At 62.6% G+C, this 23,821-nt stretch carries 22 protein-coding genes; 21 read left to right on the forward strand and 1 reads right to left on the reverse strand.

Features of this window, described 5'->3' with window-relative positions; genetic code table 11:
* The first annotated feature begins 11 nt into the window (after positions 1-11).
* The 9 genes from MKD38_RS18970 (at position 12) to MKD38_RS19010 (ending at position 7,722) form a co-directional block, all read left to right on the forward strand.
* Entirely contained in the window at positions 12-947 is a 936-nt protein-coding gene (locus tag MKD38_RS18970; RefSeq protein ID WP_018006556.1) for a fumarate hydratase, read from the forward strand.
* Positions 941-1,624, forward strand: coding sequence for a fumarate hydratase C-terminal domain-containing protein (locus MKD38_RS18975; protein WP_252678939.1), 684 nt, complete (start codon positions 941-943; stop codon positions 1,622-1,624). The genes MKD38_RS18970 and MKD38_RS18975 overlap by 7 nt, the downstream gene beginning before the upstream one ends.
* A 34-nt stretch (positions 1,625-1,658) precedes the next feature.
* A complete protein-coding gene (locus tag MKD38_RS18980; protein WP_252678941.1) occupies positions 1,659-2,492 on the forward strand; it encodes an amidohydrolase family protein in 834 nt (277 codons plus the stop codon).
* 17 nt (positions 2,493-2,509) lie between these two features.
* Entirely contained in the window at positions 2,510-3,484 is a 975-nt protein-coding gene (locus MKD38_RS18985) for a LysR family transcriptional regulator (protein ID WP_240987723.1), read from the forward strand.
* Positions 3,485-3,486: 2 nt separating this feature from the next.
* Positions 3,487-3,648 (forward strand): LysR family transcriptional regulator, encoded by a 162-nt coding sequence (locus tag MKD38_RS18990; RefSeq protein ID WP_115712089.1) that lies wholly within the window; start codon positions 3,487-3,489, stop codon positions 3,646-3,648.
* Positions 3,649-4,013: 365 nt separating this feature from the next.
* Complete coding sequence (locus MKD38_RS18995) at positions 4,014-4,961, forward strand: tripartite tricarboxylate transporter substrate binding protein (protein ID WP_018006551.1); 948 nt, start codon at positions 4,014-4,016, stop codon at positions 4,959-4,961.
* Positions 4,962-5,062: 101 nt separating this feature from the next.
* On the forward strand, positions 5,063-5,842 hold the full coding sequence (locus tag MKD38_RS19000; RefSeq protein WP_240071515.1) for a sulfite exporter TauE/SafE family protein: 780 nt from the start codon (positions 5,063-5,065) through the stop codon (positions 5,840-5,842).
* A gap of 150 nt (positions 5,843-5,992) precedes the next feature.
* Complete coding sequence (locus MKD38_RS19005) at positions 5,993-6,646, forward strand: carboxymuconolactone decarboxylase family protein (RefSeq protein ID WP_252678942.1); 654 nt, start codon at positions 5,993-5,995, stop codon at positions 6,644-6,646.
* Positions 6,647-6,741: 95 nt separating this feature from the next.
* Entirely contained in the window at positions 6,742-7,722 is a 981-nt protein-coding gene (locus MKD38_RS19010) for a Bug family tripartite tricarboxylate transporter substrate binding protein (RefSeq protein ID WP_252678944.1), read from the forward strand.
* Between the two features lie 12 nt (positions 7,723-7,734).
* Here the strand turns inward: MKD38_RS19010 and MKD38_RS19015 are convergent, their stop codons facing one another.
* The gene (locus MKD38_RS19015; protein ID WP_051373359.1) at positions 7,735-8,724 is read right to left on the reverse strand and encodes a LysR family transcriptional regulator; all 990 of its coding nucleotides are present in this window, start codon (positions 8,722-8,724) and stop codon (positions 7,735-7,737) included.
* A gap of 262 nt (positions 8,725-8,986) precedes the next feature.
* Here MKD38_RS19015 and MKD38_RS19020 point away from each other — a divergent pair, with 262 nt between their 5' ends.
* From MKD38_RS19020 to MKD38_RS19075, 12 genes are all read left to right on the forward strand, one after another.
* Positions 8,987-10,264, forward strand: a complete 1,278-nt coding sequence (locus MKD38_RS19020) for an SLC5/6 family protein (protein WP_116313377.1) — start codon at positions 8,987-8,989, stop codon at positions 10,262-10,264.
* Positions 10,265-10,297: 33 nt separating this feature from the next.
* On the forward strand, positions 10,298-11,497 hold the full coding sequence (locus tag MKD38_RS19025) for a MalY/PatB family protein (protein WP_252678946.1): 1,200 nt from the start codon (positions 10,298-10,300) through the stop codon (positions 11,495-11,497).
* 121 nt (positions 11,498-11,618) lie between these two features.
* Complete coding sequence (locus tag MKD38_RS19030) at positions 11,619-12,860, forward strand: YbfB/YjiJ family MFS transporter (RefSeq protein WP_051073534.1); 1,242 nt, start codon at positions 11,619-11,621, stop codon at positions 12,858-12,860.
* Positions 12,861-13,010: 150 nt separating this feature from the next.
* A complete protein-coding gene (locus tag MKD38_RS19035; RefSeq protein ID WP_020384466.1) occupies positions 13,011-13,913 on the forward strand; it encodes a LysR family transcriptional regulator in 903 nt (300 codons plus the stop codon).
* A gap of 138 nt (positions 13,914-14,051) precedes the next feature.
* Positions 14,052-14,519, forward strand: coding sequence for a PaaI family thioesterase (locus MKD38_RS19040; RefSeq protein WP_115712096.1), 468 nt, complete (start codon positions 14,052-14,054; stop codon positions 14,517-14,519).
* 191 nt (positions 14,520-14,710) lie between these two features.
* On the forward strand, positions 14,711-15,904 hold the full coding sequence (locus MKD38_RS19045; protein WP_025583076.1) for a CaiB/BaiF CoA transferase family protein: 1,194 nt from the start codon (positions 14,711-14,713) through the stop codon (positions 15,902-15,904).
* A 16-nt stretch (positions 15,905-15,920) separates the two neighbouring features.
* Positions 15,921-17,108 (forward strand): 3-sulfinopropanoyl-CoA desulfinase, encoded by a 1,188-nt coding sequence (gene acdA, locus MKD38_RS19050; protein ID WP_025583077.1) that lies wholly within the window; start codon positions 15,921-15,923, stop codon positions 17,106-17,108.
* A 34-nt stretch (positions 17,109-17,142) separates the two neighbouring features.
* Positions 17,143-18,123 carry a Bug family tripartite tricarboxylate transporter substrate binding protein gene (locus MKD38_RS19055; protein WP_252678948.1) on the forward strand — a complete coding sequence of 327 codons (981 nt, stop codon included), beginning with the start codon at positions 17,143-17,145 and terminating at the stop codon, positions 18,121-18,123.
* Positions 18,124-18,276: 153 nt separating this feature from the next.
* Positions 18,277-19,449 (forward strand): mandelate racemase/muconate lactonizing enzyme family protein, encoded by a 1,173-nt coding sequence (locus tag MKD38_RS19060; RefSeq protein WP_240987436.1) that lies wholly within the window; start codon positions 18,277-18,279, stop codon positions 19,447-19,449.
* 63 nt (positions 19,450-19,512) lie between these two features.
* Positions 19,513-20,466 carry a tripartite tricarboxylate transporter substrate binding protein gene (locus tag MKD38_RS19065; RefSeq protein WP_240987726.1) on the forward strand — a complete coding sequence of 318 codons (954 nt, stop codon included), beginning with the start codon at positions 19,513-19,515 and terminating at the stop codon, positions 20,464-20,466.
* Between the two features lie 67 nt (positions 20,467-20,533).
* Positions 20,534-21,496, forward strand: a complete 963-nt coding sequence (locus MKD38_RS19070) for a hydroxyacid dehydrogenase (RefSeq protein WP_111519933.1) — start codon at positions 20,534-20,536, stop codon at positions 21,494-21,496.
* Positions 21,497-21,513: 17 nt separating this feature from the next.
* Positions 21,514-23,799, forward strand: a complete 2,286-nt coding sequence (locus MKD38_RS19075) for a molybdopterin-dependent oxidoreductase (RefSeq protein ID WP_252678950.1) — start codon at positions 21,514-21,516, stop codon at positions 23,797-23,799.
* Positions 23,800-23,821: the final 22 nt, after the last annotated feature.

Consider the following 23,821-nt stretch of genomic DNA (forward strand, 5'->3'; position numbering starts at 1 on the left):
GGACCGCTACGATGACCATTTCCATCGACCGGGTCGAGGAAGCCGCGTTCGAGATCATGAAGCGCGCCGCGATCGAGATCCCCCAGGACTACAAGCAAGGCATCAAGGCCTTGCAGCAGACGGAAACCGGAAAGCTGCCGCGCTTTGTCATTCACGCGATGCAGGACAACTGGGAAGCCGCGGACCAGGACCGGCGGCCCATGTGCGCTGACACCGGACTGCCGCGCTACTACGTCAAGGTCGGCAACAACGCTACCGTGGAGCGTGGCTTCGTGGCGGTCGAGCGTGCCCTGCGCAAGGCCACGGCGGACGCGACGCAGGCCGTACCGCTGCGCCCGAATCGCGTACACCCGCTATGGCGCACAGATAACAACAACAACGTCGGCATCAACGCGCCCGAGATCGAATGGTCCTTCGAGCCGGATGCCGACTGGGTCGATATCACGACAGTGCACAAGGGCGGTCTGTTCGGTACCGACTACCGGATGCTCTTCCCCGGCGATGGAATCGACGGCATCAAGCGCTTCGTGCTCGATACCCTGATCGCTTTCGGCAAACGCGGCTTGGCATGCCAGCCGGCCATCGTTGGTATCGGGCTGGGCGGGTCCAAGGACACCTGCATGCAGCTCGGCAAGCAGGCGGCATGCCTGCGCGTGGTCGGAAATCGCAATCCGGATCCGAAAATCGCCGAACTGGAGCTGGAGCTGATGAAGCTTGGCAATTCAATCGGCATGGGTGCCATGGGCTTTGTCGGCTCTTCGATGGTGGTCGATTGCCATATCGAGGTCGGCCACACCCATACCGGCGGCATGCCGATCAGCCTGCACACCTTCTGTCTGTCGTCGCGCCGTGCGACGGCACGGATCCATGCCAACGGCGACATCGCATATCGCACGGACCCCCAGTGGTTCACCCCATACCTGCGCAGGGAGACGGTCGAATGGTAAGCCCCAAGGACGATGAACTGAAAGTCTTCCACATCAACTTGCCGGCCACGACGGCGGATATCGCCAGGCTTGAACTGGGAGCGGCCGTCTATTTGAGCGGCCTGGTCTATACCGCGCGAGAGGGCGTCTACAAGAAGGTCCTGGATGAAGGCCTTGACCTGCCGGTTGAGCTCAGGGGCCTGAGCAATGTCAATTTCCATTGCTCTCCGGCCGCGGCCTCGGCCGGTGACGGCGGCTACAACGTCGGGGCAGTGACGGCGACAGCCAGTTTCCGGTTTTCTAAGTGGATTCCGAAATGGCTGGAGAAGACCGACTGCCGGATCTTTATCGGCAAGGGCGGCATGCCCGCCGAGGATTACAAGCGGGTCATGGCACCCGGCGGGGCGATCTATCTGACGACAGTGGGATATGGCACCGGCGCGCTGCTGGGACGGGGCATCAAGCGGGTGAAGGATGTGTTCTGGCTCGACGAGCTGGGCATTGCCCAGGCAATGTGGATGTTCGAAGTCGAGAACTTTGGCCCGTTTATCGTGGAAAGCGACCTGGAGGGTAACTCGCTGTTTGCGCAGCATGCCGAAGTGATCAATGCCGGCATCGAGAAGCTATACGCCGGCCTCAAGCCCCCGGCATTGCACCGCTATGGCGAGACCGACGACCGCAAGAACGAAGTGATGTAACGCAAGCTCTCCACCAGTCAACGAGGAACAGAACATGATTATCGATTTCCGTCTCCGCCCGCCGCTCGGTGGCTTCCTTGACACCCTGATGTACTCGGCAGGAGAGCGCCGCGATGGCTTTACCCGGACCGTCGGCTTCGAGCCGTCGCCCGCCGCGCAGCAGCAGTCGATGGACCTGCTGATGCAGGAGATGGACGGCGCCGGCGTCGACAAGGGCGTCGTGGTGGGGCGCCTTGCCGGCACCTTGGGGAGCGTGTCGAATGCCGATGTGGAGCAGATCGTGCGGGAATACCCGGGGCGCTTCATCGGGGCGGCGTCCATCGACCCGACCCAGCGCGTGGCGGCGTGCCAGACCATCTCCGATGCCATTGCCGCAGGCTTCAAGGCCATCAACATCGAACCAGGCGCCTATCCCATACCGATGTACGCGGATGACAGACGGCTGTATCCGATCTACGCCCACTGCGAAGATCTGGATGTGCCGGTCATCTTGATGGTGGGCGGCACGGCCGGGCCGGACCTGAGTTATTCGGACCCTGTGCGGACCGATCGTGTGCTGTCTGACTTTCCGCGGCTGAGCGTGGTGGTGGTCCACGGTGGCTGGCCTTGGGTCACGGAGATTTTGCACATTGCGTTCCGACGTCCGAACCTGTACTTGTCCCCGGACATGTACTTCTCGCGGATGCCGGGGTGGGAGGAATACGTGAAGGCCGCCGATACCTTCCTGTCAGACCGGATGCTGTATGCAAGCTCGTTCCCGTTCTGCCCGGTGCGCGATTACAAGCAGTGGTTCGAAACGCTGCCGATCCGCCCCGGCAATCTGGAAAAAATCATGGGCGCAAACGCCCGTCGTCTGTTGAAGCTGTAGGCACGCGGCGCACGTCCATGCGGCAGAATGACGTCGCCACCGCGCCAGCGGGTCAACCAACTATCGATTTGTCAGACATGGACGTTAAGACACTCTATACGCTTGTAGCGATCGCAGACCGAGGCAGCTTTGCGGAAGCAGGCAACGCGATCGGCCTGTCACTGTCGGCCGTGAGCATGCAAATGCGCTCGCTCGAAGAGGAGCTTGGCATGACCATCTTCGATCGTAGCCGGCGGCCGCCGGTGCTGACGGACGCCGGGCTTGCGTTCACGAACCGGGCCCGCGACCTGCTGACACACTGGGAGAGCATGAGCGCGGCGCTCAAGCGCGAAGCAGCGGGCGGCGTGCTCAAGCTCGGTTCGGTTCATACGTGCGTGTCGGGCGTACTGCCGCTCGCGCTCAAGCGGCTCCAGCAGCAAGGGCATCGCATTGACATCCACCTGACCACCGGCCTCACGCACGATCTTGAACGGGCGGTGTACCGGCGCCAGCTCGATGTCGCAGTCGTCACGGAACCCGAAGTGCCGCGCCTGGACCTTCAGTTCATGCCGTTCTTCAATGAGGAGTTCGTCGTCATCACCCATGCCACGACGCGTGGCGACTCGGACAAAGGCGTGCTTGAAACCACGCCCTATGTCCGGTTCAACCGTACCGCGCGGGTCGGTCTACTGGTCCAGGAAGAAATGGTGCGCCGGCAGATTGCGGTCCGGTCGACCATGGAGATCGACACGCTCGAAGGCGTTATCGCCATGGTTGCCAACGGCCTGGGTTCTTCCGTGGTGCCGGCGCGTGGCGTCGAGAACGAGTTCCCGGCGTCGATTCGCACCATCCCGTTCGGATCGCCGCCGCTGACCCGCCGGCTTGGCATTCTGGTGCCCCGTGACAATCCGCGTGCGCACCTGTCGAAGCTGTTGCTGGACGCGCTGACCGAGGTCACGACGCCGGCTGGCACGCCCGACAACGGCAGGCCGAAACTGGTCAGGAAGGGCTAGCCATGGCAGCGCTGCGATTCTCGCTGCGGCAACTGGAACTGTTCTCGGCCGTGGCCAGAACAGGCTCGACCGCGGCGGCGGGCGAGACCACGGCGCTGTCGCAGTCGGCGGTCAGCTCCGCCGTGAACGAGCTTGAGCAGATGCTGGGCGTGACGCTGGAATAGCCTAAAAAACAAAAACTCATCAGGGCCAATTGCGGATTCGCATTCTTGAAAATGCGAGGGGGGACGTATTTCCGAAAATAACAATAACAAATTTAACTGATAAGGCTGATTGCAATAATCCGTTTCGTATCGATGAGGTTCGAAATTAGGATGGATCGAAACCGCAGCATTCAAATGCGATCGTCGAAGCCGTGACGGCGCCACAAAAGGAGACAGCGATGCAAGCATCAGGTACTGAACAGGCGTTTGGGCAATGGATCGGTCAGGCCAAGCAATGGCTGCGCCGCATGCGTCGGAATCGCCTTCCAACAGCGGGATTTGGCCACGCCCGCGCCAAACGGCACGGCACTTCGGTGGCAATGACCATGTTCGCGTTTGCCATCGCTCCCCTGTACATGGCGGGAGCGCATGCCGAGGAATGGCCGGCGAAGCCGGTGCGCCTGGTGGTGCCGTTTGCCTCCGGTGGCGCCACTGACCTGCTGGCGCGTGCCGTGGCTCTCGAACTGGGCAAGCAGTGGAAGCAGCCGGTGGTGGTGGACAACCGGCCCGGCGCCGGCGGGGCCGTCGGCGCGGAGATGGTAGCCAAGGCAAGCCCTGATGGCTATACGCTGCTGCTGGCTTCCGGCAGCATGTTCACGGTCAACCCGTTCATCTATCAGAAGCTACCGTATTCCGCCGAGAGCTTCGAGATGATCAGCAAGGTAGCCAGCGGGCCAATGGTTGTGACCGTCAATACGCAAGTGCCGGCAAAAACCATGACCGAGCTGATTGCCTATGCCAAGGCCAACCCCGGAAAGCTCACGTTCGCCTCGGCCGGTAATGGCAGCCAGGTACACATGGCCAGCGAGGCCTTCGCAGAGGCTGCCGGCATCGATGTGGTCCATGTGCCGTACAAGGGCGAGGGGCCGGCCTACGCGGACCTGATGGCCGGTACGGTCAACATGACCGTGGGCAATATCAACGCGATCTCGCCGCTGCTCAAGGGCGGCCGCTTGCGCGCACTTGCCGTGACCGGCAAAGAACGCTCAACGCTGCTGCCCGATGTGCCGACGGCCGCCGAAGCCGGCTTGCAGGGGTTCACGTTCTACGGCTGGTTTGCGCTAATGGCACCGGCCGGTACGCCAAGAGCGTTGACTGCGAAGATGTATGCCGACTTGGAGAAGGCGGTGTCGGAACCCGGCATGCAACGCTACCTGGCGTCCCAGGGCATGGCCAGGACGCTGACGCCGAAGGGCCGACTCCCCGAAGAGATCGCCCAGGAAGCCGGGCGCTGGAAGCTCCTGGTGGCGAAGCGGAAGATTGCTGCCAACTAGTGGTTGCAATGACGGGCGGACCAGCGCGCTGTGGCCAGGCGGATGACCTCGGCATCTATCCATCCGCCGCCCACCGCGCCCGGACCAGGATATAGCCAGGCATGGCAGCAACACTTTCGACAAGGCGACCGGCGACCATGGCGGCAGAACATTACGCAATCCTGGCTGCGACCATTGCGGCCGCCTACACGGTGTTCGGCCTGACAGGCTTTGGCGCGGCGATGGTCGCGGTACCCGTGCTGGTGCAATTCCTTCCGCTGCAGTTCGTGGTGCCGATGCTGCTGCTGCTCGATCTGGTGGCGACCGCCGTGGTGGGTGTGCGGAACCGGAGTTCGGTGTCGCACACCGAATTGTTTCGATTGCTTCCGTTCATGATGATCGGCGTGGCGCTGGGCACCACCGTGCTGGCAAAGCTCGAATCCCGCTGGCTGCTGGTGGGGCTCGGCCTGTTTGTGCTGGCCATGACGGCGCGCGCATTGATGGGTTCCTCCGGGCGCATGGCTGCCGCCGCAAAGGGGTGGTCAGTGCCGGCCGGTGTCATTGGTGGCGTATTCAGCGCCTTGTTTGGCACGGGCGGGCCGATCTACACGATGTATCTGGCGAGCCGTCTTCCTGAGATCGACGTGTTCCGGTCCACCATTGCGTCCGTGATCCTGTCCAGTGCGGTAGCCAGGCTGCTGGCGTTTGCCGGCGGCGGTCTCCTGCAACAAGACGAGCTATGGCGCAGTGCCGCGTTTGCCATGCCATTCAGTCTGGCCGGGTTGGCCGTGGGCTCCTGCCTGCGCCGGCGCATCGCGGCAGATGCCGTACGCCGTGCGCTGCTGGTGTTCCTCGGTGCCAGTGGCGCTTCGGTGCTGGTCCGCGGCCTGCTGATGCGATGACATCCTGTCTGCACAGCGCTCACCATAGCGGCGCACGCAGCGGTTGCAACGGAGTATCCCATTCGCCATTGAGTTTTATTTCAATTGAGCATGGTTTCCCGGCGCGATAGCCTTGCGCGGGCGTATCACCATGAGAACGAGGAAGAGACTATGGCAGCAAGTGTCAAGGACATCATCTCCGGGATAAAAGGCCCGGCTTCGACCTATGTGCAGGCATTTGAGACGCACCGGTCCCACTTGCATGCGGCCGAAGATGGAGAAGCGGGATTGACCCCTCGCCAGCGGGCGCTGGTCCGGATCGCCATTGCCGTCGCAATTCCCTGCGCGGAAATGTTGCGGACCTGCAGGAACGAAGCAGGGGGGATCGTTGCGCGAGAGGAGATCGAGCAGGCAGTCAGCGTTGCCACAGCCTTGCGGGCGGGTGCCGCGGTGGCTTACGGCAGGCTGGCGTACAAGTACCTCAATGGCGAGGAAGACGGCGCCGCCGTCTCTTCGGCTGTTTCCGAAATCAAGAAAGATCGTGAGCTGATGACCCAATTTCGCAGGTCATCGCCAGCGGATTTCGAGCGGCTGACGAAGATGCTCGGCGAGATGCACAAGGACGGGCTGCCTCTGTCCAGGCTCGACTATGAATTGCTTGCTATCGGCTGCGCTACTATTACCCAGTGTGTGTATTGCATGGAGCGTCATGTTGATGCGGCGCGCGCGCTAGGTATCGTGCCAGCGCAGGTTGCGCAGGTGGTTCACCTGGCTGTGTCGGCCCGGATCGAAGCGTCGTTCCTCGCAGCCGGAGAGATACTGTAAAAACGGCCGCGAAGTGCAAGCTGGCTTATGGCATGGCTTGGCTTCGCGTGGCTCGGCATCCGTAGCAGGTCATTTTTTCGCTCGCGCATACCCGAATGATGAGTATCCTCCCCCAGTTTCGCGTAGCAGCCTTGGTCTTCATTGGCGCCATGATGGCCTCCTCGGCGTTCGCCCAGTCATGGCCGACGAAGCCCGTCAGGCTTGTTGTGCCTTTCGCAGCAGGCGGCGCGACGGATGTCATTGCCCGATCTCTGGCGCAAAAGCTTGGCGACATATGGAAGCAGAGCGTCGTAGTGGATAACAGGCCTGGCGCAGGGGGCGGTGTCGCGGCGTCGCTCGTGGCAAAGTCTCCTGCAGACGGGTATACGATGATCCTGGTCGGCGGAAGTCAGCTGACGGTGAACCCGCACATCTATCGGCAATTGCCGTATAGCCCCTCAGACTTCACCATCATTGCCAATATAGCCAGAGGCCCCATGGTGATTGCTGTAGGGTCCGCTGTCCCCGCCCAGACTCTGAAGGACCTTGTGGCGCTTGCCAGATCAACACCGGGCCAGCTGAATTTTGGATCTGCTGGCAATGGCACCCAGGTCCACATGGCGGGAGAAGCGTTTGCCGATGCCGCCAGGATCGATCTCAAGCACGTGCCCTATAAGGGCGAGGCTCCCGCGTTGAATGACCTGATGGGGGGGCAAGTGCAGGTTGTGGTTGGAAACATCGCAGCCGTATCTCCATTTGTGAACGCTGGCCGCATCAAGGCGCTGGCGATTACCGATAAAAGCCGCTCTCCCATGTTGCCGGAAGTGCCTACTGCAACCGAAGCTGGTGTTCCGGGCCTGGAAGATATTTCGGCATGGTTTGCGCTGCTAGTTCCAGCGGGTACGCCAGCAGACATTGAGCGCAAAATCCGGGCCGACACTGTCAAGGCGCTGCAAGACAACGAACTCAAGGCGAGACTGATGTCGCAGGGTATGCGTGCGGGGGGTGAAGATGCGTCGCAGATGAAGGCAATCATTGCAGCCGAATCGCAGAAGTGGGCCCGAATCGTCAAGCTGAAACAGCTCAGCGCAGACTGACCTGGCCCACGGCTAGGAACTGAGTGCGCGATCCCAGACGGGCACCTCGCCAATATCGGCAACCAGGAAGTCGATGAAGCTGCGAATGACAGCGCGCGCATAACGCGAGCGGTAGTACATCGCGTACAGCGAATGTGAGATCGCCGCCCGGTATTCCGGGACCACAAGCTTCAGGTGCCCCGACAGGATATCGTGGGAGACCAGATAGGTGGGCAGGCAAGCGACACCGTAGCCCTGCAACGCAGCCTCGCGCAGCGCCAGGCTGGAATTCGAGGTCAGCCTGGATGCGATGCCGATGTGCTGCACCATCGTTTCTCGCTGGAACGTCCATGCGCCATTCATGGTCATTTCCGGATAAACCAGGCATTGATGCCGCATCAGGTCGGAAGGTTCCAGAATCGCTTCATGCCTGGCCAGGTACGCTGGCGCAGCGCAATATACCCAGTGTATGGGTGCCAGCTTGCGAGCGGCGTAGCCCGAGTCGGTGTCGCCCGTGATGCGCACCGCGACATCAAAGTTCTCTTCAGCGAGATTTACCAGCCGGTCGTCAAGTGTTACGCGCGCGTCCACATCCGGATATGCGCCGAGGTACCTGCCCACTATAGGGGTGAGTTGCTTGCTGCCGAACGCAATGGAGCAAGTCACCCTCAGTGTCCCTTCAAGGCGCTGGGACTGTCTGGTTGCATCAAGCGTGCTCTCTACGTCGGAGAGAATTCCGTTCGCCCGCTCCAGCATGATGCGACCACTATCCGTCAGCGTCATGCTGCGGGTCGTGCGCTTGACCAGCAATACGCCAAGTCGGTCTTCGAGCTGCGAAAGGCTCTTGCTCACGGCTGAAGGCGACAAATTGAGTTCTCTCGCAGCTGCGCTCAAGCTGCCCAGTTCGGCCACCCTGACAAACACAGTGATCTGTGTGAACGTTGCGAAGCTTTTAGACATATTTTCGGAGGCGCCGGCCTGGCAGCGTATGCGCGTCCCCTGTAGTGCTGAGGGCAGCATCATTCTATTCCGAAGCGTGACGCATCGCATCTACCTGGTTCGCGCCACCTACCCGGCGACGCCGGCATCTTTGACTTTCCATCAAAGATGGTTTGAAGGGAATTCGCTAACTGAATCGTCGAAAGTCCCTGAGAATGGATCGGGGTCGAAGGCGAAAGGAAGTGAGGACCACCAATCCGTATGCAAGCGTCGGTGTGCTGAAAAGCAAAGAAGGCCCGACTGCCGAACTGCTTTAAAAAATAGCTTGAGAAATTATGGAGGAGAAATGAGACAACTGACCATTTCTGCTGAGGAGATGCGCGTGCCGTTTACGCGCTACGACCTCGGCTGGGTCATCCTGTGTATCGGGATGGCCATTGGTGCCGGCGTGGTGTTTTTGCCGGTCCAGGTCGGGATCATGGGAGTGTGGGTATTCATCGCATCCGTCATCCTGGCCTATCCCGCGCTCTACATGATGCAGAACCTTTATTTGAGGACGCTGTCGGAGAGCGCGGACTGCGATAGCTATGTCAGCATCATTACCCATTACCTGGGTAAGAACTGGGGCTTCTTTCTAAGTATTGCTTATCTCCTCATGCTGCTGAAGGGGATGTTGACGTACTCGTTGGCCGTGACCTTCGATAGCGCCAAGTATTTGCAGACCTTCGGTATCACCACCCAGCTGCTGTCGGATAGTCCGCTGTACTCTCTGACGATTCTGGTTGTGCTGGTGCTGATCGCGGCGCAAGGTGAGCGGTTGCTGTTCAAGGTCTCCGGGCCATTGGTGATCGTGAAGCTCGCTATTGTCCTGCTTTTGGGCTTCGTCATGATCCCGCATTGGGACATCATGGGGAATCTTCCTTCGTTCCCCGAGTTGAAGAAGCTGGCGATCGACACCGTGCTGACTTTGCCGTTCACCGTGTTCTCGATTCTCTTCGTTCAGATACTGAGTCCGATGAACATTGCGTTCCGCAAGCAAGATTCAGATCCGCGCATCGCGACATACCGCGCGATCCGCGCGCACCGGGTGGCATACGTCGTGTTGGTGGTATCGGTGTTGTTCTTCGCCACTTCGTTCACGTTCTCGCTATCGCACGAACAGGCATTGTCTGCCAAGGCACAGAACATCTCCGCACTGGCCCTGGCAGGTAGTGTGATTCCTGGGGCTGACGTGTTGCTGATGACGACCGCGCTGAACGTGTTTGCCATCGTGACTGCATTCTTTGGCCTGTACCTGGGGATCGACGAGGCTGTTTCCGGCATCGCGATCAATGTGCTGTCCCGGTTCATTCCCAGGGAGAACATCAACAGAAAGGTGGTTTCAATCGGCACATCGGTCCTGATCGTGGGAGCGCTCTGGCTTTGGGTGCAATCAAAGTTCTCGATCCTTTTGCTACAGCAAATCGCCGCGCCCATCTACGGCGTCACCTCCTTCATTATCCCGTGCCTGCTTGTCTACAAGGTTCCTGCGCTACACGCCTACAAGTCCAAGTCGGTCTACTTCGTATTCTTCGTGGGTGTGGTCGTATGCATGACGCCCGTATTGAAGGCATTGGGGTACTGAAAACGCATGATGGATGTTTGAGGGAATGATGTGATGGTAAAGGTTTCAGAGTTCGAATTTGACGACATCGTTGATCGCAGCGACTCCAGTTCGATGAAGTGGTGTTTTCCGGCCAGCTTTCTCACACCGCATCAGGTGCGAGCCGAGCCGATTCCGATGTGGCTGGCGGATATGGACTTCCGCTCCCCCAGCGTCGTCGTCGAGGCAATTCAGGGGATGGTGGCCAAGGGTGTGTTCGGATACTCCTCGGTTCCGGCGAGTTACTTCAAGGCGGTAGCGGACTGGCAGCGCCGGCGCTTTGGCTGGCCCGTCGACGAGGAATGGATCGTGCCGGTTGCGAGCGTCATTGCCGCGCTCAAGACCCTTATCCATGCCTTTTCCCGGCCAGGGGATTCGGTGTTGATCCAGCCGCCGGTATACGTGCACTTCCACCATGACGTCCTGATCAACGGGCGCCAGCTGGCGATGGCGCCGCTCAGGTTCGATGGCGAGCGCTACCGCTTTGACCCGGAGGTCTTCGAGCGCGCCATTCAAGCGGATACCAAGCTCTTCATTCTCTGCAATCCTCACAATCCCACCGGGAACGTCTGGAGCCCGGACGAGCTGCGCGCCATGGGCGACATCTGCCGTCGCCATGGTGTGCTCGTCATATCCGATGAAATCCATGGGGACTTCGTCTTCGGTGGTGGCAAGAGGCACACGCCCTTCGCCTCGCTGGGGGACGACTATGCCGACAACAGTGTCACCTGCATCTCGGCAAGCAAGACCTTCAACCTGGCGGGCCTGCAGTGCGCGAATATCGTCGTCTCTGACAAAGGTAAGCGGGACGAGATCAAGCGAACGATCGAGCGGAACATGAATGCGCACGTCAACATGGTGGGCGCATTGGCAACGGAGGCAGCCTACACGTCAGGGGACCAATGGGTAGACGCGCTAGTAGGAAAGGTGGCCGCCAACCATGAATACTTCCGCACCGAGGTGAACAGCCGTGTCGACGGGATCCGCGTTCTGGACTCGGACTCTCTGTACCTGGCCTGGATTGACTGCCGGGATCTGCAACTGCCTCCCGCAGACCTCGAGAACTTCCTGCTAACCAAGGCCCGCGTCTGGTTTGATCGTGGACCGAAGTTTGGCAAGGAGGGCCACGGCTTCATGCGTGCCAATCTGGCGTGCCCACGCCAGACGCTGGATCGCGCGATCTCGCAGTTGACTTTAGCGCTGCCGCGCAAGTGAGCAATGCCTCGCTCGAGGCGTGTCTTCGGGCATCTGGCTTATCGGAAGCCATCGTCGTACGTTCGCAATTGATGTTCAGCGCTTTATCCAGTGGGTCTGATTCCCCACGAAAATTTCTGCCATGTCACAAGATGTCACAGCTACGGAAGCAAGTGCTGGCTTGCCCCATGCAAGCGGGCTGATCGACCGGCGTGCGTTGCATGCCGCCTTCGCCGGCTTGAGTGCAAGTCTGGTCGCGATCGGACTCGCCCGTTTCGCCTACACGCCTTTGATACCGGCGTTGATTCAGGCCCACTGGTTCAGCGCTGCCGACGCTGTCTCGCTTGGCGCGGCGAACTTTGCCGGATACCTGGTGGGCGCACTGTCAGGCCGCTTGCTTGCCGCTCGCATGTCGAACCGGAACGTCATGCGCTGGATGATGCTGACCGCCACCGCGGCGTTCTTCGCGTGTGCGCTTCCGGTCTCCCTGAGTTGGTTCTTCATCTGGCGCTTCCTGTCCGGGCTTTCCGGCGGCGCCATCATGGTGCTGGTGGCAACGACAATCCTTCCTCATATCCCATCGGCCCGCCGGGCACTGGTGAGCGGCATGATATTTCTGGGTGTGGGTCTGGGCATTGCTGCGTCCGGCACCTTGGTACCCGGATTGCTGTCGATGGGCCTTCGTGCGGCATGGCTCGGCCTTGGGGCGGTGTCACTGCTGCTCACCGTGCTGAGTTGGGACGGGTGGCCACCCGCGGACAAGCCCGCTGGCAGACCTGCGCCAGGATCGGTGAATGAATGTGCTGCAGCCAGCCGTCCCACCCTTGCTCGCATGCTCAGAATCATCTGTATGCAGTACGCCGCTAATGCATTGGGACTGGTGCCAGCCATGGTTCTGCTGGTCGACTATGTCGCACGTGGACTGGGACAAGGCGCGACAGTAGGCGCACGCTACTGGGTGCTCTATGGCGTCGCGGCGACTGCGGGACCGCTGTTCAGCGGATGGGCCGGGGGGAGGGTAGGCTTCGGCAATGCCTATCGGATTGCCCTGTTGCTGCAGGCGATCGCAGTTGGCCTGTTGGCAATCTCACAGCATACCGCTGTGCTAATGGTGTCAACCATCATATTGGGCGCTTTCACGCCCGGCATCGTGCCATTGGTGCTGGGACGCATCCAGGAGTTGCTACCGCATGATGCCATCCACCAACGAGCCGCCTGGAGTCGCGCGACGGCATCGTTCGCGCTGTTCCAGGCGTTGGGCGGCTACGGCTATGCCTGGCTATTCTCGCGCACAGACGGAAATTACGGGCTCATCTTTGCCAGCAGCGCGGTTGCGTTGTTCCTGGCCTTAGCCATGGAATTGACTGCCAGGAGGCGAGACTGACTTTTAAGCCAGTCAAGGCCAGAGCTTTTCGCTGGCGCACGTGCTCAGTCCGGCGCCATTGACACGTCTAACTAATGAGGCTACTTTCAACGATCCGCGGCTAGGGGTGAAATCCATCTCAACGCCACCTGTTCTGCCTTTGGATCGTCGATGCCCAAGTCTGAAAGAGCTCAGCACCCTACCCTGCGGCAACTAGAACTACTCCTCGCACTGGTCTCTTCCGATGGCATAGCAGGCGCCGGCGCCAAGCTTGGCATGACGCCATCCGCCACCAGCCACGCGTTGCGGGCGCTGGAGGATGCGCTCGGTGTCCAGCTGGTGGAGCGCAACCAGACCGGGCTGTCGCTGACCTACGCTGGCGAACAGGTGCTGCCGCATGTGCGAGACGTGTTCGCCTCCTTGCAGCTGGTGACTGCCACGGCGCGTGCCGGCGCGGAACTGAAGACCGGGCTGATCCGCGTCGGCTCGTTCGGCGCAAGCGCGTCGCTGCATGCGCTGCCCAAGCTGCTGCAGCAGTTCCGGGCCAGGTATCCGGGCGTCAGCGTGGTCGTCACCGAACGGCCGGACGAGGAAACCAGCCAGGACCTGATCGAGCGCCGCATCGAGCTGGCCGCGGTCACTTTGCCCAAGCCCGACTTCGAGACCATTACGCTGGCGGTCGACGAGTTAGTTGCGGTGCTGCCCGCTGACCATGAGCTGGCCGCGCAGGCCGAAGTCCAGCTCGCCGAAATCACCCGCTTTCCGTTCATCATGACGCGCGCGGGTTCGCAGAAATTGATCCAGAGACTATTCGCGCGCCATGGTTGTCGTCCCACGATCGCGCATGAGCTGCTGCAGATCATGTCGATCCTGGAGTACGTGTCCCGTGGCGAAGGCGTCTCGATCCTGGCCCGGCTTGCGGTCCCGGATACGTATCCGGGCGTGCGCTATGTTCCGCTGCTGCCCCAGACCCGCCGCAGCATCGGGCTGGCTTGCCTGAGCGAGAACAAGCTGTCGCCCGCAGCCAAGGCGCTGTGGCAGGAGGCGAAGCGGTTCAGCGTGGCCAGGTACTAAGGTGGTGGTCTTCGGCTCGCATTGAAATCCGATTCAATTGCACATGAGCGAGGCCACTCTTAGGCTCGGGGCATTTGCCGGAACCCGCCCGCTGCACGCTGCGGCGTTACGGGGACTAGCCACTATTGCCTCTTGACCATGAGTGATATCGACCGCGCCGACGTCTGGATCCAGAAAGAATATTCCCCCGAGAACAGCCACTGCTATGGGTGCGGCGTCGCCAACCCTCATGGCAACGGACTCAGAACCTACCTGAACGGCACAGAAACAGTTTCCCGTTTCACGCCGGACCCGATGTACAGCGGTGGCGTGCCTGGCAACGTCTACGGCGGCATGATCGCATCGCTGTTCGATTGCCACGGCACGGCTTCCGCTGCCGCCTTTCACAGGCAGCAGTCGGACGACCCCTCCGGACCCTTGGGCCGGTTCGTTACCGCTTCACTCCAGGTCAACTTCCTTGCACCCACGCCGCAGGCGCAGGTACTGACGGTGTCGGGAAAACTGAAAGCCATCGACGGCCGCAAGGTGTGGGTCGAGATGATGCTCACGGCGGGCGAGACTCTCTGTGCCACCGCCGAGATGCTTGCCATCGCCCTGCGCAAATGACAACGCTGGCGGCTGCCTAGGGGTTTCTCCTCTCCTTGCGCCGCAATTCAATTGAGCTTGTCGGACACCGATTCTTAGAATCGATCGCATGACCTGCAAGGAGATCTTGTCATGCGATGCAGTAGAACGCCGAACCGCAGCGTGGCCGTACCAGGCCAGTGCCCAGCGGCCCAATGCTTGCGAGGTGCGAAATGAACGTGCCTCCTGACCGCCTGGCGCTGGCCGGCATCAAGGTTCTCGACCTCTCGCGGATCCTTGCCGGGCCGAGCGCGACGCAGCTGCTTGGCGACCTTGGCGCCGATGTCGTCAAGGTCGAGCGCCCCGGGGAGGGTGACGATACCCGCAAATGGGGTCCCCCATACATCGAGGACGCCGCCGGTAACCCGACGCAGGAAAGCGCGTACTACCTCAGCGCCAATCGCAACAAGCGCTCGATTGCCATCGATCTGGCGTCGGAGGCAGGGCGCGCGCTGATCCATGACCTGCTGCAGCACGCCGACGTGCTGGTGGAGAACTACAAGGTCGGTGGGCTGGCGCGCTATGGCCTGTCATACGAGCAGCTCAAGGCACAGTACCCCAGGCTGATCTACTGCTCGATCACGGGGTTCGGCCAGACCGGCCCTTACGCGCAGCGACCGGGCTACGACTTCCTGATCCAGGGCATGGGCGGCATCATGAGCCTCACCGGCGAGCCCGACGGCCAGCCGATGAAGGTCGGCGTCGGCATCGCCGATGTCATGACTGGCATGTATGCCGCGGTGGGCATCCTCGCCGCGCTGCAGTACCGCGCCGCGCATGGCCGCGGCCAGCATATCGATGTGTCGCTGCTCGATTCGCAGATTGCGTGGCTGGTGAACGGCGCCACCAACTACCTTGCCGACGGTGTGCTGCCGCAACGGCTCGGCAACGGGCATCCCAATATCGTGCCCTATCAGGTGTTCGATACCGCTGACGCACCGATGATCCTCGCGGTCGGCAACGATGGCCAGTTCGAGCGGTTCTGCGAGGTCGCCGACCTGATGCACGTCGCCGCGGATGCGCGGTTCCGCACCAACCCGGCGCGGGTTGCCAATCGCAAAGCGGTGTGCGAGCTGGTCGCCGCGGCACTACGCCAGCGTGGCCGGTCCGAATGGCTCGCCGCGCTGGAAGACGCGGGGGTGCCATGCGGCCCGGTGAACAACCTCGAAGACGTTTTCAACGACCCGCATGTCAAGGCACGGGGCGCTGAGATCCGCATGCCCTGTGAATGGGCAAAGAACGGCCAACTGCGGCTGCTCGCCAATCCGCTCAAGCTGTCAGAGACGCCCGCGACCTATCGAAAACCCCCGCCCCGGCTGGACGAGCATCGCGACGCGATCCTGAAAGACTGGCTCGGCAACTCATAAACCAATGGAGAGACGCATGTTCGAACTGACCGCTGAACAAAGAGAACTGCAACTGGCCGCGCGCGACCTGGCGCAGAACGCATTCGCACCGACCGCTGCCGACACCGACCTGACCGAGGCCTATCCCTGGCAGAACGTGGACCGGCTGCTTGCCGCAGGCTTCATGGGGATGACGATCCCGAAGGAGCTGGGCGGACAAGGTCGCAGCTACCACGATACCGTGATCGTGATCGAGGAGATGGCGAAGGCGTGCGCCACCATGGGCCGCATTACCGTCGAAGCTAACATGGGTGCGATCGGCGCCATTCTGCGCTATGGCACCGACGAGCAGCGCAAGCTCGCCGCGGCGGCCGTGCTCAGCGGCGACAAGCCCGCCATCTGCATCTCCGAGCCCAACGCCGGCAGCGCCGCCAGCGAGATGACCACCCGCGCGGACCGGGTCGGCGACGACTACATCCTGAACGGCGAAAAGTACTGGATCACCGGCGGCGGTGTCTCGCGCCTGCACTTGATCTTCGCCCGCGTGTTCGACGATGGTGTCGACCAGGGCATCGGCGCGTTCATCTGCGTGCGCGATGGCAATGCTCCCGACGGCCTGGTGATCGGCCGCCGCCTCTACGCGATGGGCGTGCGCGGCATCCCCGAGACGCATATCGAGTTCCGCGACCTGAAGATCCACAAATCCATGCTGGTGGTACCGCCGGGCGGGCTGCAGCGCGGCTTCGCGGCGCTGATGAACGCGTACAACGCGCAGCGAGTCGGTGCCGGCACGGTGGCGCTGGGCATCGCGCAGGGCGCCTTCGAGGAAGGCGTGCGCTATGCGAAGTCGCGCCAGCAGTTCGGCCGCCCCATCGCCGAATTCCAGGGCCTGCAGTGGATGATCAGCGATATGTCGGTGCAACTGGAGGCCGCGCGCTTGCTGTTGCACTCGGCCGCGTGCAGTGGCAAGGAATTTCCCGACATGGCCCGCGCCGCCCGCGCCAAGATCTTCGCCGCCGAGACGGCCAACAAGGTCACCAACGATGCGCTGCAGCTCTATGGGTCGTCTGGCTATGGCCGCCACAACCCGATGGAGCGGCACGTCCGCGATGCCCGGATGTTCACCATTGCCGGCGGCACCGCGCAGATCCTGAGAACGCAGGTCGCGGCGAGCGTGCTCGAGATGAAGCTGCCGCAGACGCGCCACGGCTACCTCGCGAAATAAGGCCGGTCGCAAAAATAACGGAGGAGACAAAGATATGAAGCGCAGAGACTTCATAAAAGCCCTGTCGTATATCGGCGCGGGGTCCATGGCGCCGCTTGTGGGTGTGCGCGCTGCGAGCGGGGCCTATCCCGCTGCGCCGGTGCGGCTGGTCGCGCCGTTCCCGCCAGGCGGCACCGTCGATATCCTGGCACGGCTGGTTTCGTCGCAACTTGCGCGCGAGCTATCCCAATCGGTGATCGTCGAGAATCGCGCCGGCGCGGGAGGCACTATCGGTGCGGATGCGGTGGCGCGCGCCAGGCCGGATGGCTACACCGTGCTGTTTGGCGCTGCGCATCACGCCATCGCCCAGACCGTCTACCCGGCGCTGCCCTATGACATCCGCAACATGGTGCCGGTCAGCTTCCTGGGGCGGGTGGACCATGTGCTGCTGGTGACCAACAAGCTGCCGGTAAAGAACGTCGCTGAACTGATCGCCTACCTGAAGGCGAATCCCGACAAGCTGGCCTACGGCTCGCCCGGCACCGGCACGCTGCACCACCTGATGGCGGAGCAGTTCAAGGCCGTCACCGGAACCCGGATGATGCATGTCCCCTACAAGGGCTCCAGCCCCGCGCTGGTCGACCTGATCTCCGGGACCATCCAGGTCTACTTCGAAACCATGCCGTCGGCGCTGCAGTATGTCCGCAGCGGAAGCGTGCGGGCGCTTGCGGTGACTTCCAGGCAGCGCTCGCGCACGCTGGCGGACCTTCCCACCATCGCCGAGTCCGGCGTGCCCAACTATGACGCGGCCAGTTGGTACGGCTTGTTCGCGCCACGCGGCACGCCGGTGCAGGTCGTTACCGCGCTGAACGGCGCCACGGCCCGGGCGTTTGCCCACGATGCCTTTGTCGAGCAATGGCGGCGCCAGGGTGCCGAGCCCGGCGGGGGCAATCCAGAGGTGCTGCGCAAGCTGCTGCTGAGCGAAGTCGACCGCTGGAGCGCCGTGGCGCGGGACGCCAACATCCGGGTCGAGTAGCACGAACTGCCCTCGTCGGGGCTGTCATCACGGCATGGGAGTGCTGTGCATCCTCTCATGCCACATCTCGCAATGGTCGGCTGCCACCTGGCGCGCCGGCCATCCAACCCAAACTGCCTGGGGGAGACCATCATGAAAATTACCAAGATCGAAGTGCTCGAGGCCGAACTGTCCGGCCAGGGCGGCATTGCCTCGTGGCATCACGTATTTGTCCGGGTTCACACCGAAGAAGGCGTCAGCGGACTGGGCGAGGTCGGCATGGCGTACGGGACCGGCGCGCAGGCCGCGGGGCCGATGGTGCTGGCGCTGGGCCAGCGCTTCGTGCTGGGCCACAACGCTTTTTCGACCGAATCCATTTGGGAGCGGATGCTGCGCAAGTCCTTCTGGGCCGAAGGGGGCGGGCCCGTGGTGTTCGGCGCCATGAGCGCGCTCGACGCGGCGCTCTGGGACATCAAAGGCAAGGCGCTTGGCTTGCCGGTGCATCGGCTGCTGGGCGCCGACACGCCGGCGCCGCTGCGCTGCTATGCCAGCCAGCTTCAGTTCGACTGGGCCGGGGAAACGGTGAACCTTGTCGACCCGGCGCGGTATCGCGAAGCCGCGGTCCGTGCGCGCGAGGAAGGCTACGACTGCGTCAAGGTCGATCCGCTGATGATCGCGCCGGACGGCAGCCGCGCTGCCAAGCTGCGCGGCATCCTGACACCCGAGCAGCGCAAGATGCTGCGCGCGCGCATGGAGGCGGTGCGGGACGGCATTGGCCCCGACGCCGACATCATCCTCGAGTTGCACTCCTTCACCTCCACGGCAGGCGCGCTGCAGGCGGCGGAAACCTTGAAGGACCTGGGGATTCTTTTTATGGAGGAGCCGACTCATTACAACGGCGCGCATGCGCACAACCGTGCCGCGCGCAAGTCGCCGGTGCCGGTAGCCGCCGGCGAGCGGCTCTATACCCGTTGGGGCTTCCTGCCGTACCTGGAGGCCGGGTCGATCGACATGATCCAGCCGGACGTGGGCCTGGTCGGTGGCATCAGCGAGGCCTGCAAGATTGCACACCTCGCGCACACCTTCGATGTGGGGGTGCAGGCCCATGTGTGCGGATCGCCGTTGGCCACAGCGATTGCGCTGCAGTTCGAAGCGGCCATCCCCAATTTCGAGATTCATGAGCACCACACGTATGCGCTGAAGGCGTGTAACAGGGATCTGTTTATCGAGGATCTGCAGCCGCAGGGCGGCCGCTTCCACGTGCCGACGGCACCGGGCCTGGGCATGACGCTCGCGCCCGAAGCAGAGCGGCGCATGGTTACCACCTTCGTCGAGCTCGGCGATTAAGCAGCAGGCAGGGCGCTGACCCGCATATCCCCAGCAAAACATAAGATCGATTGGAGACAAAGCATGCGAGCACTACTTTCCCTGTTTCTCTTAAGCGCCGTCGTATCCCCCGCGATGGCGCAGGACGGCTACCCGAGCCGACCGGTCACCGCCTTGGTCGGGTATCTTCCGGGCGGTGCCGCGGACCTTGTCACGCGCAAGCTGGCAGCGGTCATGGCGCCCAGGTTCCCCTCGGGCATCGTGGTCGAAAACAAGCCGGGTGTCGGTGGCAGCCTGGCGGTGTCGACGCTCGCGATGGCCAAGCCAGACGGGTATCAGTTCGCATTCGTACCCAACTCGAACCTGGCGCTGTCGCCGCAGGTCAATTCGTTGTCCTATAAATCGCCGGACGATGTCACGCCAGTCATCAACATCGTCAACTTCGCCCCGGTGATGCTGGTGCCGAGCAGTTCGCCTTACCAGACGCTGCAGGACTTGCTCAATGCGGCCAAGAAGGCCCCGGAAAGCCTTAGCGTGGGTTTTCCGGGCGTGACGACTCTGAGCCATCTCAACCTGCTCCAGTTCGAGCGCCTGGCCGGTGTGCAGCTGATCGACGTGGCCCAGAAGGGTTGGGGAGAAGGGGGTCCCCAATTGCTGGGCGGGCACATCACCGCCGCGATCGCGCAGCCCATCGAGGCGGTGCCGTACCTGAAGTCAGGAAAGATGCGTGCGCTCGGCTCCTTCAGCGAAACGCGGCAGTCACGATTGCCGGACGTGCCAACGATGAAGGAGCAGGGCGTCGCGGCGGATTTCGGCGTGCGCTACCTCATCGTCGTTCCCAAAGGAACGCCGGCACCCGTGGTGAAGTACATCCATGATGCCGCCAAGGCGGCCATGGAAACGCCGGAATTCAGGAAATTTGCCGCGGACAACGCGCTGGATATCGCCTACCAGGATGGTGCCACCGCGCGCGAGGCGGCCTGGGCGGACTACCGCAAGTACACGCCGGTGCTCAAGCAAAGCGGGCTGCTGAAGTAGACCTGGCATCGATGATCGAGACCGACGTCGACGGCGTAACCGAGCGCCCGGAACCACGAGAGCCAACATGAAGATCCTGATCCCCGAGTTGATTCACCCCCGGTCCCTGGAGCGCCTGCGCAAGGAGCACGAGGTCGTGTTCGACCCTACCCTCTTCGCGCGCCAGGGGGCGCTGCTGGATGCCGCGCGCGATGCCCAGGCCCTGATCGTCCGAAACCGTACGCAGGTGCGTGGCGAGCTGCTCGATGCCCTCGGCCAGTGCCGGGCCGTTGGTCGCCTTGGGGTCGGCCTTGACAATATCGACGTTCCCGCCTGCCAGGAGCGCGGTATCGAAGTGATCCCGGCCCTCGGAGCCAACGCCCGCTCCGTGGCGGAGTATGTCGTGACCTGCGCCATGCTGCTGCTCAGGTTTTCCCACTACAGCGTCAGCGACACGCTGGCCGATGGCTGCTGGACCCGTCCGGCAACGCCGGAAGGCCATGAGGTCTGTGGTCGGACGCTGGGCCTGGTGGGATTCGGCTCGATCGGCCAGTTGACCGGCCGCCTGGCCAGCCGGCTGGACATGCGCGTGGTGGCGCATGACGCCGCGCTTCGGCCGGGGACGTCGCCCGACTTCCCATGCGAAATGCTTCCCCTGAACGAATTGCTGGCCGTCAGTGACGTTGTCAGTCTGCACGTTCCGCTGATGCCGGAGACACGTAGCCTCATCAATGCGGACCGGCTCGCCATGATGCGGCCTGAAGCGGTGCTGATCAATGCCGCGCGAGGGGGCATCGTCGACGAGGCAGCTCTGGCGCGCGCCCTGACGGAAAAAAAGCTCCGGGCGGCCGCACTGGATGTATTCGACGACGAACCGCTGCCTGGCGGGTCGGTGCTGGCGGGGGTGCCGAACCTGCTGCTGACACCGCACGTAGCCGGCGTGACCGCCGATTCGGAGCTGCGAGTTTGTGAACTGGTGGCGCAGCGGGTCCTGGGTGTGCTGGCCAGGACGTCCGGGGACGCGACAGTGCTGCGACAAGCGCCGAAGTGAGCGGCAGGAGGAAATCCATGGCAGTCCAGAAATTTAGCCATTGCAGCCATTGGGGCGCCTATACCCTGCTGGTGGAGAACAACCGGATCGTCGGGGTCGAGCCGTTCGCAGGAGATCCGTCGCCGTCACCAGTCATCCACTCGGTGAAGTACTGGGCCGAGTCCGCCAACCGGATTGCTCAGCCCATGGTCCGGAAGAGCTGGCTCGCCAAGCGCGGGCCGGGCGAGCGAAAGGCCAACGAAGCGTTCGTGCCGGTGTCCTGGGAGCAGGTCAACCAGATCGTCGCCAGCGAGATCGATCGCGTGCGCCACGAGTACGGCAATGCGTCGATCTTCGCGGGCTCCTATGGCTGGACCAGCTGCGGGCGGTTCCATCATGCCCCCTCGCAGATCAAGCGGATGCTGAACCTGGTCGGCGGCTATACCGGCCATGTCGATACCTACAGCATTGCCGCCGGCCCGGTCATGTTGCGCCACGTCCTCGGCGACAGCGAGGCCTGCAATGGTGGCGCCACCACGCTCGATGCCGTGGCCAGGCATGCGCAAACCGTTGTTGTCTTCGGCGGGCTGTCGCCCCGCACGGCCCAGAGCGAGGCCGGCGGTGTTGCACGCCACCAGCTCGAATCCCATTTGCGGGCCATGGTCGATAACGGCGTCAGGTTCTTCCTGGTCTCGCCGATGCGTGACGATTTGCCGGAGTGGGTGCCGGCCGAATGGCTGCCCGTGCGCCCGAACACCGATGCCGCGGTCATGTTGGGGCTGGCCGGAGAAATCGTCTCGGCGAACCGGCACGACCAGGCGTTCCTGAACCGTTATTGCAGCGGCTCCGATCGCTTCCTGGCCTATCTGGCCGGACAGCATGACGGCGTGCGGAAAGACGCGGAGTGGGCCTCGCGGATATCGAGCCTTGACGTTGGTTGTCTCAACGCGCTCGCCCGCCGCCTGGTCGATACGCGTTCGATGATCACCGTGAGCTGGAGCCTGCAGCGGGCAGACCATGGCGAGCAGCCATACTGGGCGGCCCTGGCGCTGGCGTCGGTGATCGGCCAGATCGGACTGCCCGGCACTGGCGTCGGCTTTGGCTATGGTTCCCTTGGCGGTGTCGGATCGCCGCTTTCCCAGGCGCAATCTCCGGCGTTCCCGCAGGGCGCAAAACCCAATGCAGACTTTATCCCGTGCGCACGCATCGCCGACCTGCTGCTGAAGCCGGGGCGAGAGTTCACGTACGAGGGCATGACGCACACCTACCCTGACATACGGCTGGTGTACTGGGCGGGCGGAAATCCGTTTCACCACCATCAGGATCTGAATCGGCTGCGCAAGGCGTGGTCTCGTCCCGATACCATTATCGTGCAGGAGCCGATGTGGACAGCAACGGCCCGCCGCGCCGACATTGTGCTGCCCGCGACCACCTCCATCGAGCGCAACGATATTGCGGGCAACCGCCGTTCCGACCACCTGATCGCCATGCATCAGGCCATCCGTCCCGTGGGCATGGCGCGCAACGACTACGACATCGTCCTTGGTATCGCCGCGTGTCTCGGTGTGGAATGCGCCTTCAGCGAAGGGCGGGATGAGATGCAGTGGATCCGCATGATGTACGAACGCTCGGCGCGGCACAGCCGGGAAAGGCTGGGCGTCGAGCTGCCGGAGTTCGAGACATTCTGGGAACGTGGCTCGGCGCCCGTGCCGACCAGTCCCATGTTCACCTATCTCGACGCTTTCCGGCGTGATCCCGACGGGCATCGCCTCAACACGGAAAGCGGGCGCATCGTGTTGGGTAGCGACAAGCTAGCCAAGCTTGGCCTTGACGACTGTCCGCCGTGCCCGTCCTGGATCCCGCCCGCCGAGTGGCTGGGCTGCGCCGGCCCGGAAGAATTTCACCTGGTGTCCCGCCAGCCGGCCGGCAAGCTGCATAGCCAGCTGGACGAGGCGCCGGTCAGCATGGCGACCAAGCATAACGGCCGTGAGCGGGTGTGGATCCATCCGGGCGATGCGGCACGGCTGTCGATATCCGATGGCGACGCGGTGCGGCTATGGAATGACCGGGGACAGTGCCTGGCATCGGCATCCGTTACCGATGCGGTTCGGCCAGGCGTGCTGATGCTGCCGACGGGCGCGTGGTATGCGCCGGAAGACGAGGGGCCGAACGCCCTGGATGTCGCCGGCAATCCGAACGTGCTGACCCTGGACAAGGGCAGCTCCGGCTTCTCGCAAGGCTGTGCGGCTCACACCTGCCTTGTCAGGATGGAAACGTACCAACCAGGGCGGCCTGGCAGTGACCTGGGCCGCGCGACGACGTAAGGCTTTGACCCCAGAAAGGAGA

This window comes from Cupriavidus sp. WGlv3, from assembly GCF_023952475.1.
Taxonomy (GTDB): Bacteria; Pseudomonadota; Gammaproteobacteria; order Burkholderiales; family Burkholderiaceae; genus Cupriavidus; species Cupriavidus phytorum.

Excerpts from the sequence above, each read along its gene's own strand:
- MKD38_RS19010 (WP_252678944.1), top strand. The coding sequence starts at position 6,742 with ATGATGAGTATCCTCCCCCAGTTTCGCGTAGCAGCCTTGGTCTTCATT.
- MKD38_RS19005 (WP_252678942.1), top strand. The coding sequence starts at position 5,993 with ATGGCAGCAAGTGTCAAGGACATCATCTCCGGGATAAAAGGCCCGGCT.
- MKD38_RS18985 (WP_240987723.1), top strand. The coding sequence starts at position 2,510 with ATGCGGCAGAATGACGTCGCCACCGCGCCAGCGGGTCAACCAACTATC.
- MKD38_RS19040 (WP_115712096.1), top strand. The coding sequence starts at position 14,052 with ATGAGTGATATCGACCGCGCCGACGTCTGGATCCAGAAAGAATATTCC.
- acdA (WP_025583077.1), top strand. The coding sequence starts at position 15,921 with ATGTTCGAACTGACCGCTGAACAAAGAGAACTGCAACTGGCCGCGCGC.
- MKD38_RS19035 (WP_020384466.1), top strand. The coding sequence starts at position 13,011 with ATGCCCAAGTCTGAAAGAGCTCAGCACCCTACCCTGCGGCAACTAGAA.
- MKD38_RS18970 (WP_018006556.1), top strand. The coding sequence starts at position 12 with ATGACCATTTCCATCGACCGGGTCGAGGAAGCCGCGTTCGAGATCATG.
- MKD38_RS18990 (WP_115712089.1), top strand. The coding sequence starts at position 3,487 with ATGGCAGCGCTGCGATTCTCGCTGCGGCAACTGGAACTGTTCTCGGCC.
- MKD38_RS19030 (WP_051073534.1), top strand. The coding sequence starts at position 11,619 with ATGTCACAAGATGTCACAGCTACGGAAGCAAGTGCTGGCTTGCCCCAT.
- MKD38_RS19045 (WP_025583076.1), top strand. The coding sequence starts at position 14,711 with ATGAACGTGCCTCCTGACCGCCTGGCGCTGGCCGGCATCAAGGTTCTC.
- MKD38_RS19025 (WP_252678946.1), top strand. The coding sequence starts at position 10,298 with ATGGTAAAGGTTTCAGAGTTCGAATTTGACGACATCGTTGATCGCAGC.
- MKD38_RS19075 (WP_252678950.1), top strand. The coding sequence starts at position 21,514 with ATGGCAGTCCAGAAATTTAGCCATTGCAGCCATTGGGGCGCCTATACC.
- MKD38_RS18995 (WP_018006551.1), top strand. The coding sequence starts at position 4,014 with ATGTTCGCGTTTGCCATCGCTCCCCTGTACATGGCGGGAGCGCATGCC.
- MKD38_RS19055 (WP_252678948.1), top strand. The coding sequence starts at position 17,143 with ATGAAGCGCAGAGACTTCATAAAAGCCCTGTCGTATATCGGCGCGGGG.
- MKD38_RS19070 (WP_111519933.1), top strand. The coding sequence starts at position 20,534 with ATGAAGATCCTGATCCCCGAGTTGATTCACCCCCGGTCCCTGGAGCGC.
- MKD38_RS19000 (WP_240071515.1), top strand. The coding sequence starts at position 5,063 with ATGGCAGCAACACTTTCGACAAGGCGACCGGCGACCATGGCGGCAGAA.
- MKD38_RS18980 (WP_252678941.1), top strand. The coding sequence starts at position 1,659 with ATGATTATCGATTTCCGTCTCCGCCCGCCGCTCGGTGGCTTCCTTGAC.
- MKD38_RS19020 (WP_116313377.1), top strand. The coding sequence starts at position 8,987 with ATGAGACAACTGACCATTTCTGCTGAGGAGATGCGCGTGCCGTTTACG.
- MKD38_RS18975 (WP_252678939.1), top strand. The coding sequence starts at position 941 with ATGGTAAGCCCCAAGGACGATGAACTGAAAGTCTTCCACATCAACTTG.
- MKD38_RS19065 (WP_240987726.1), top strand. The coding sequence starts at position 19,513 with ATGCGAGCACTACTTTCCCTGTTTCTCTTAAGCGCCGTCGTATCCCCC.
- MKD38_RS19015 (WP_051373359.1), bottom strand. The coding sequence starts at position 8,724 with ATGATGCTGCCCTCAGCACTACAGGGGACGCGCATACGCTGCCAGGCC.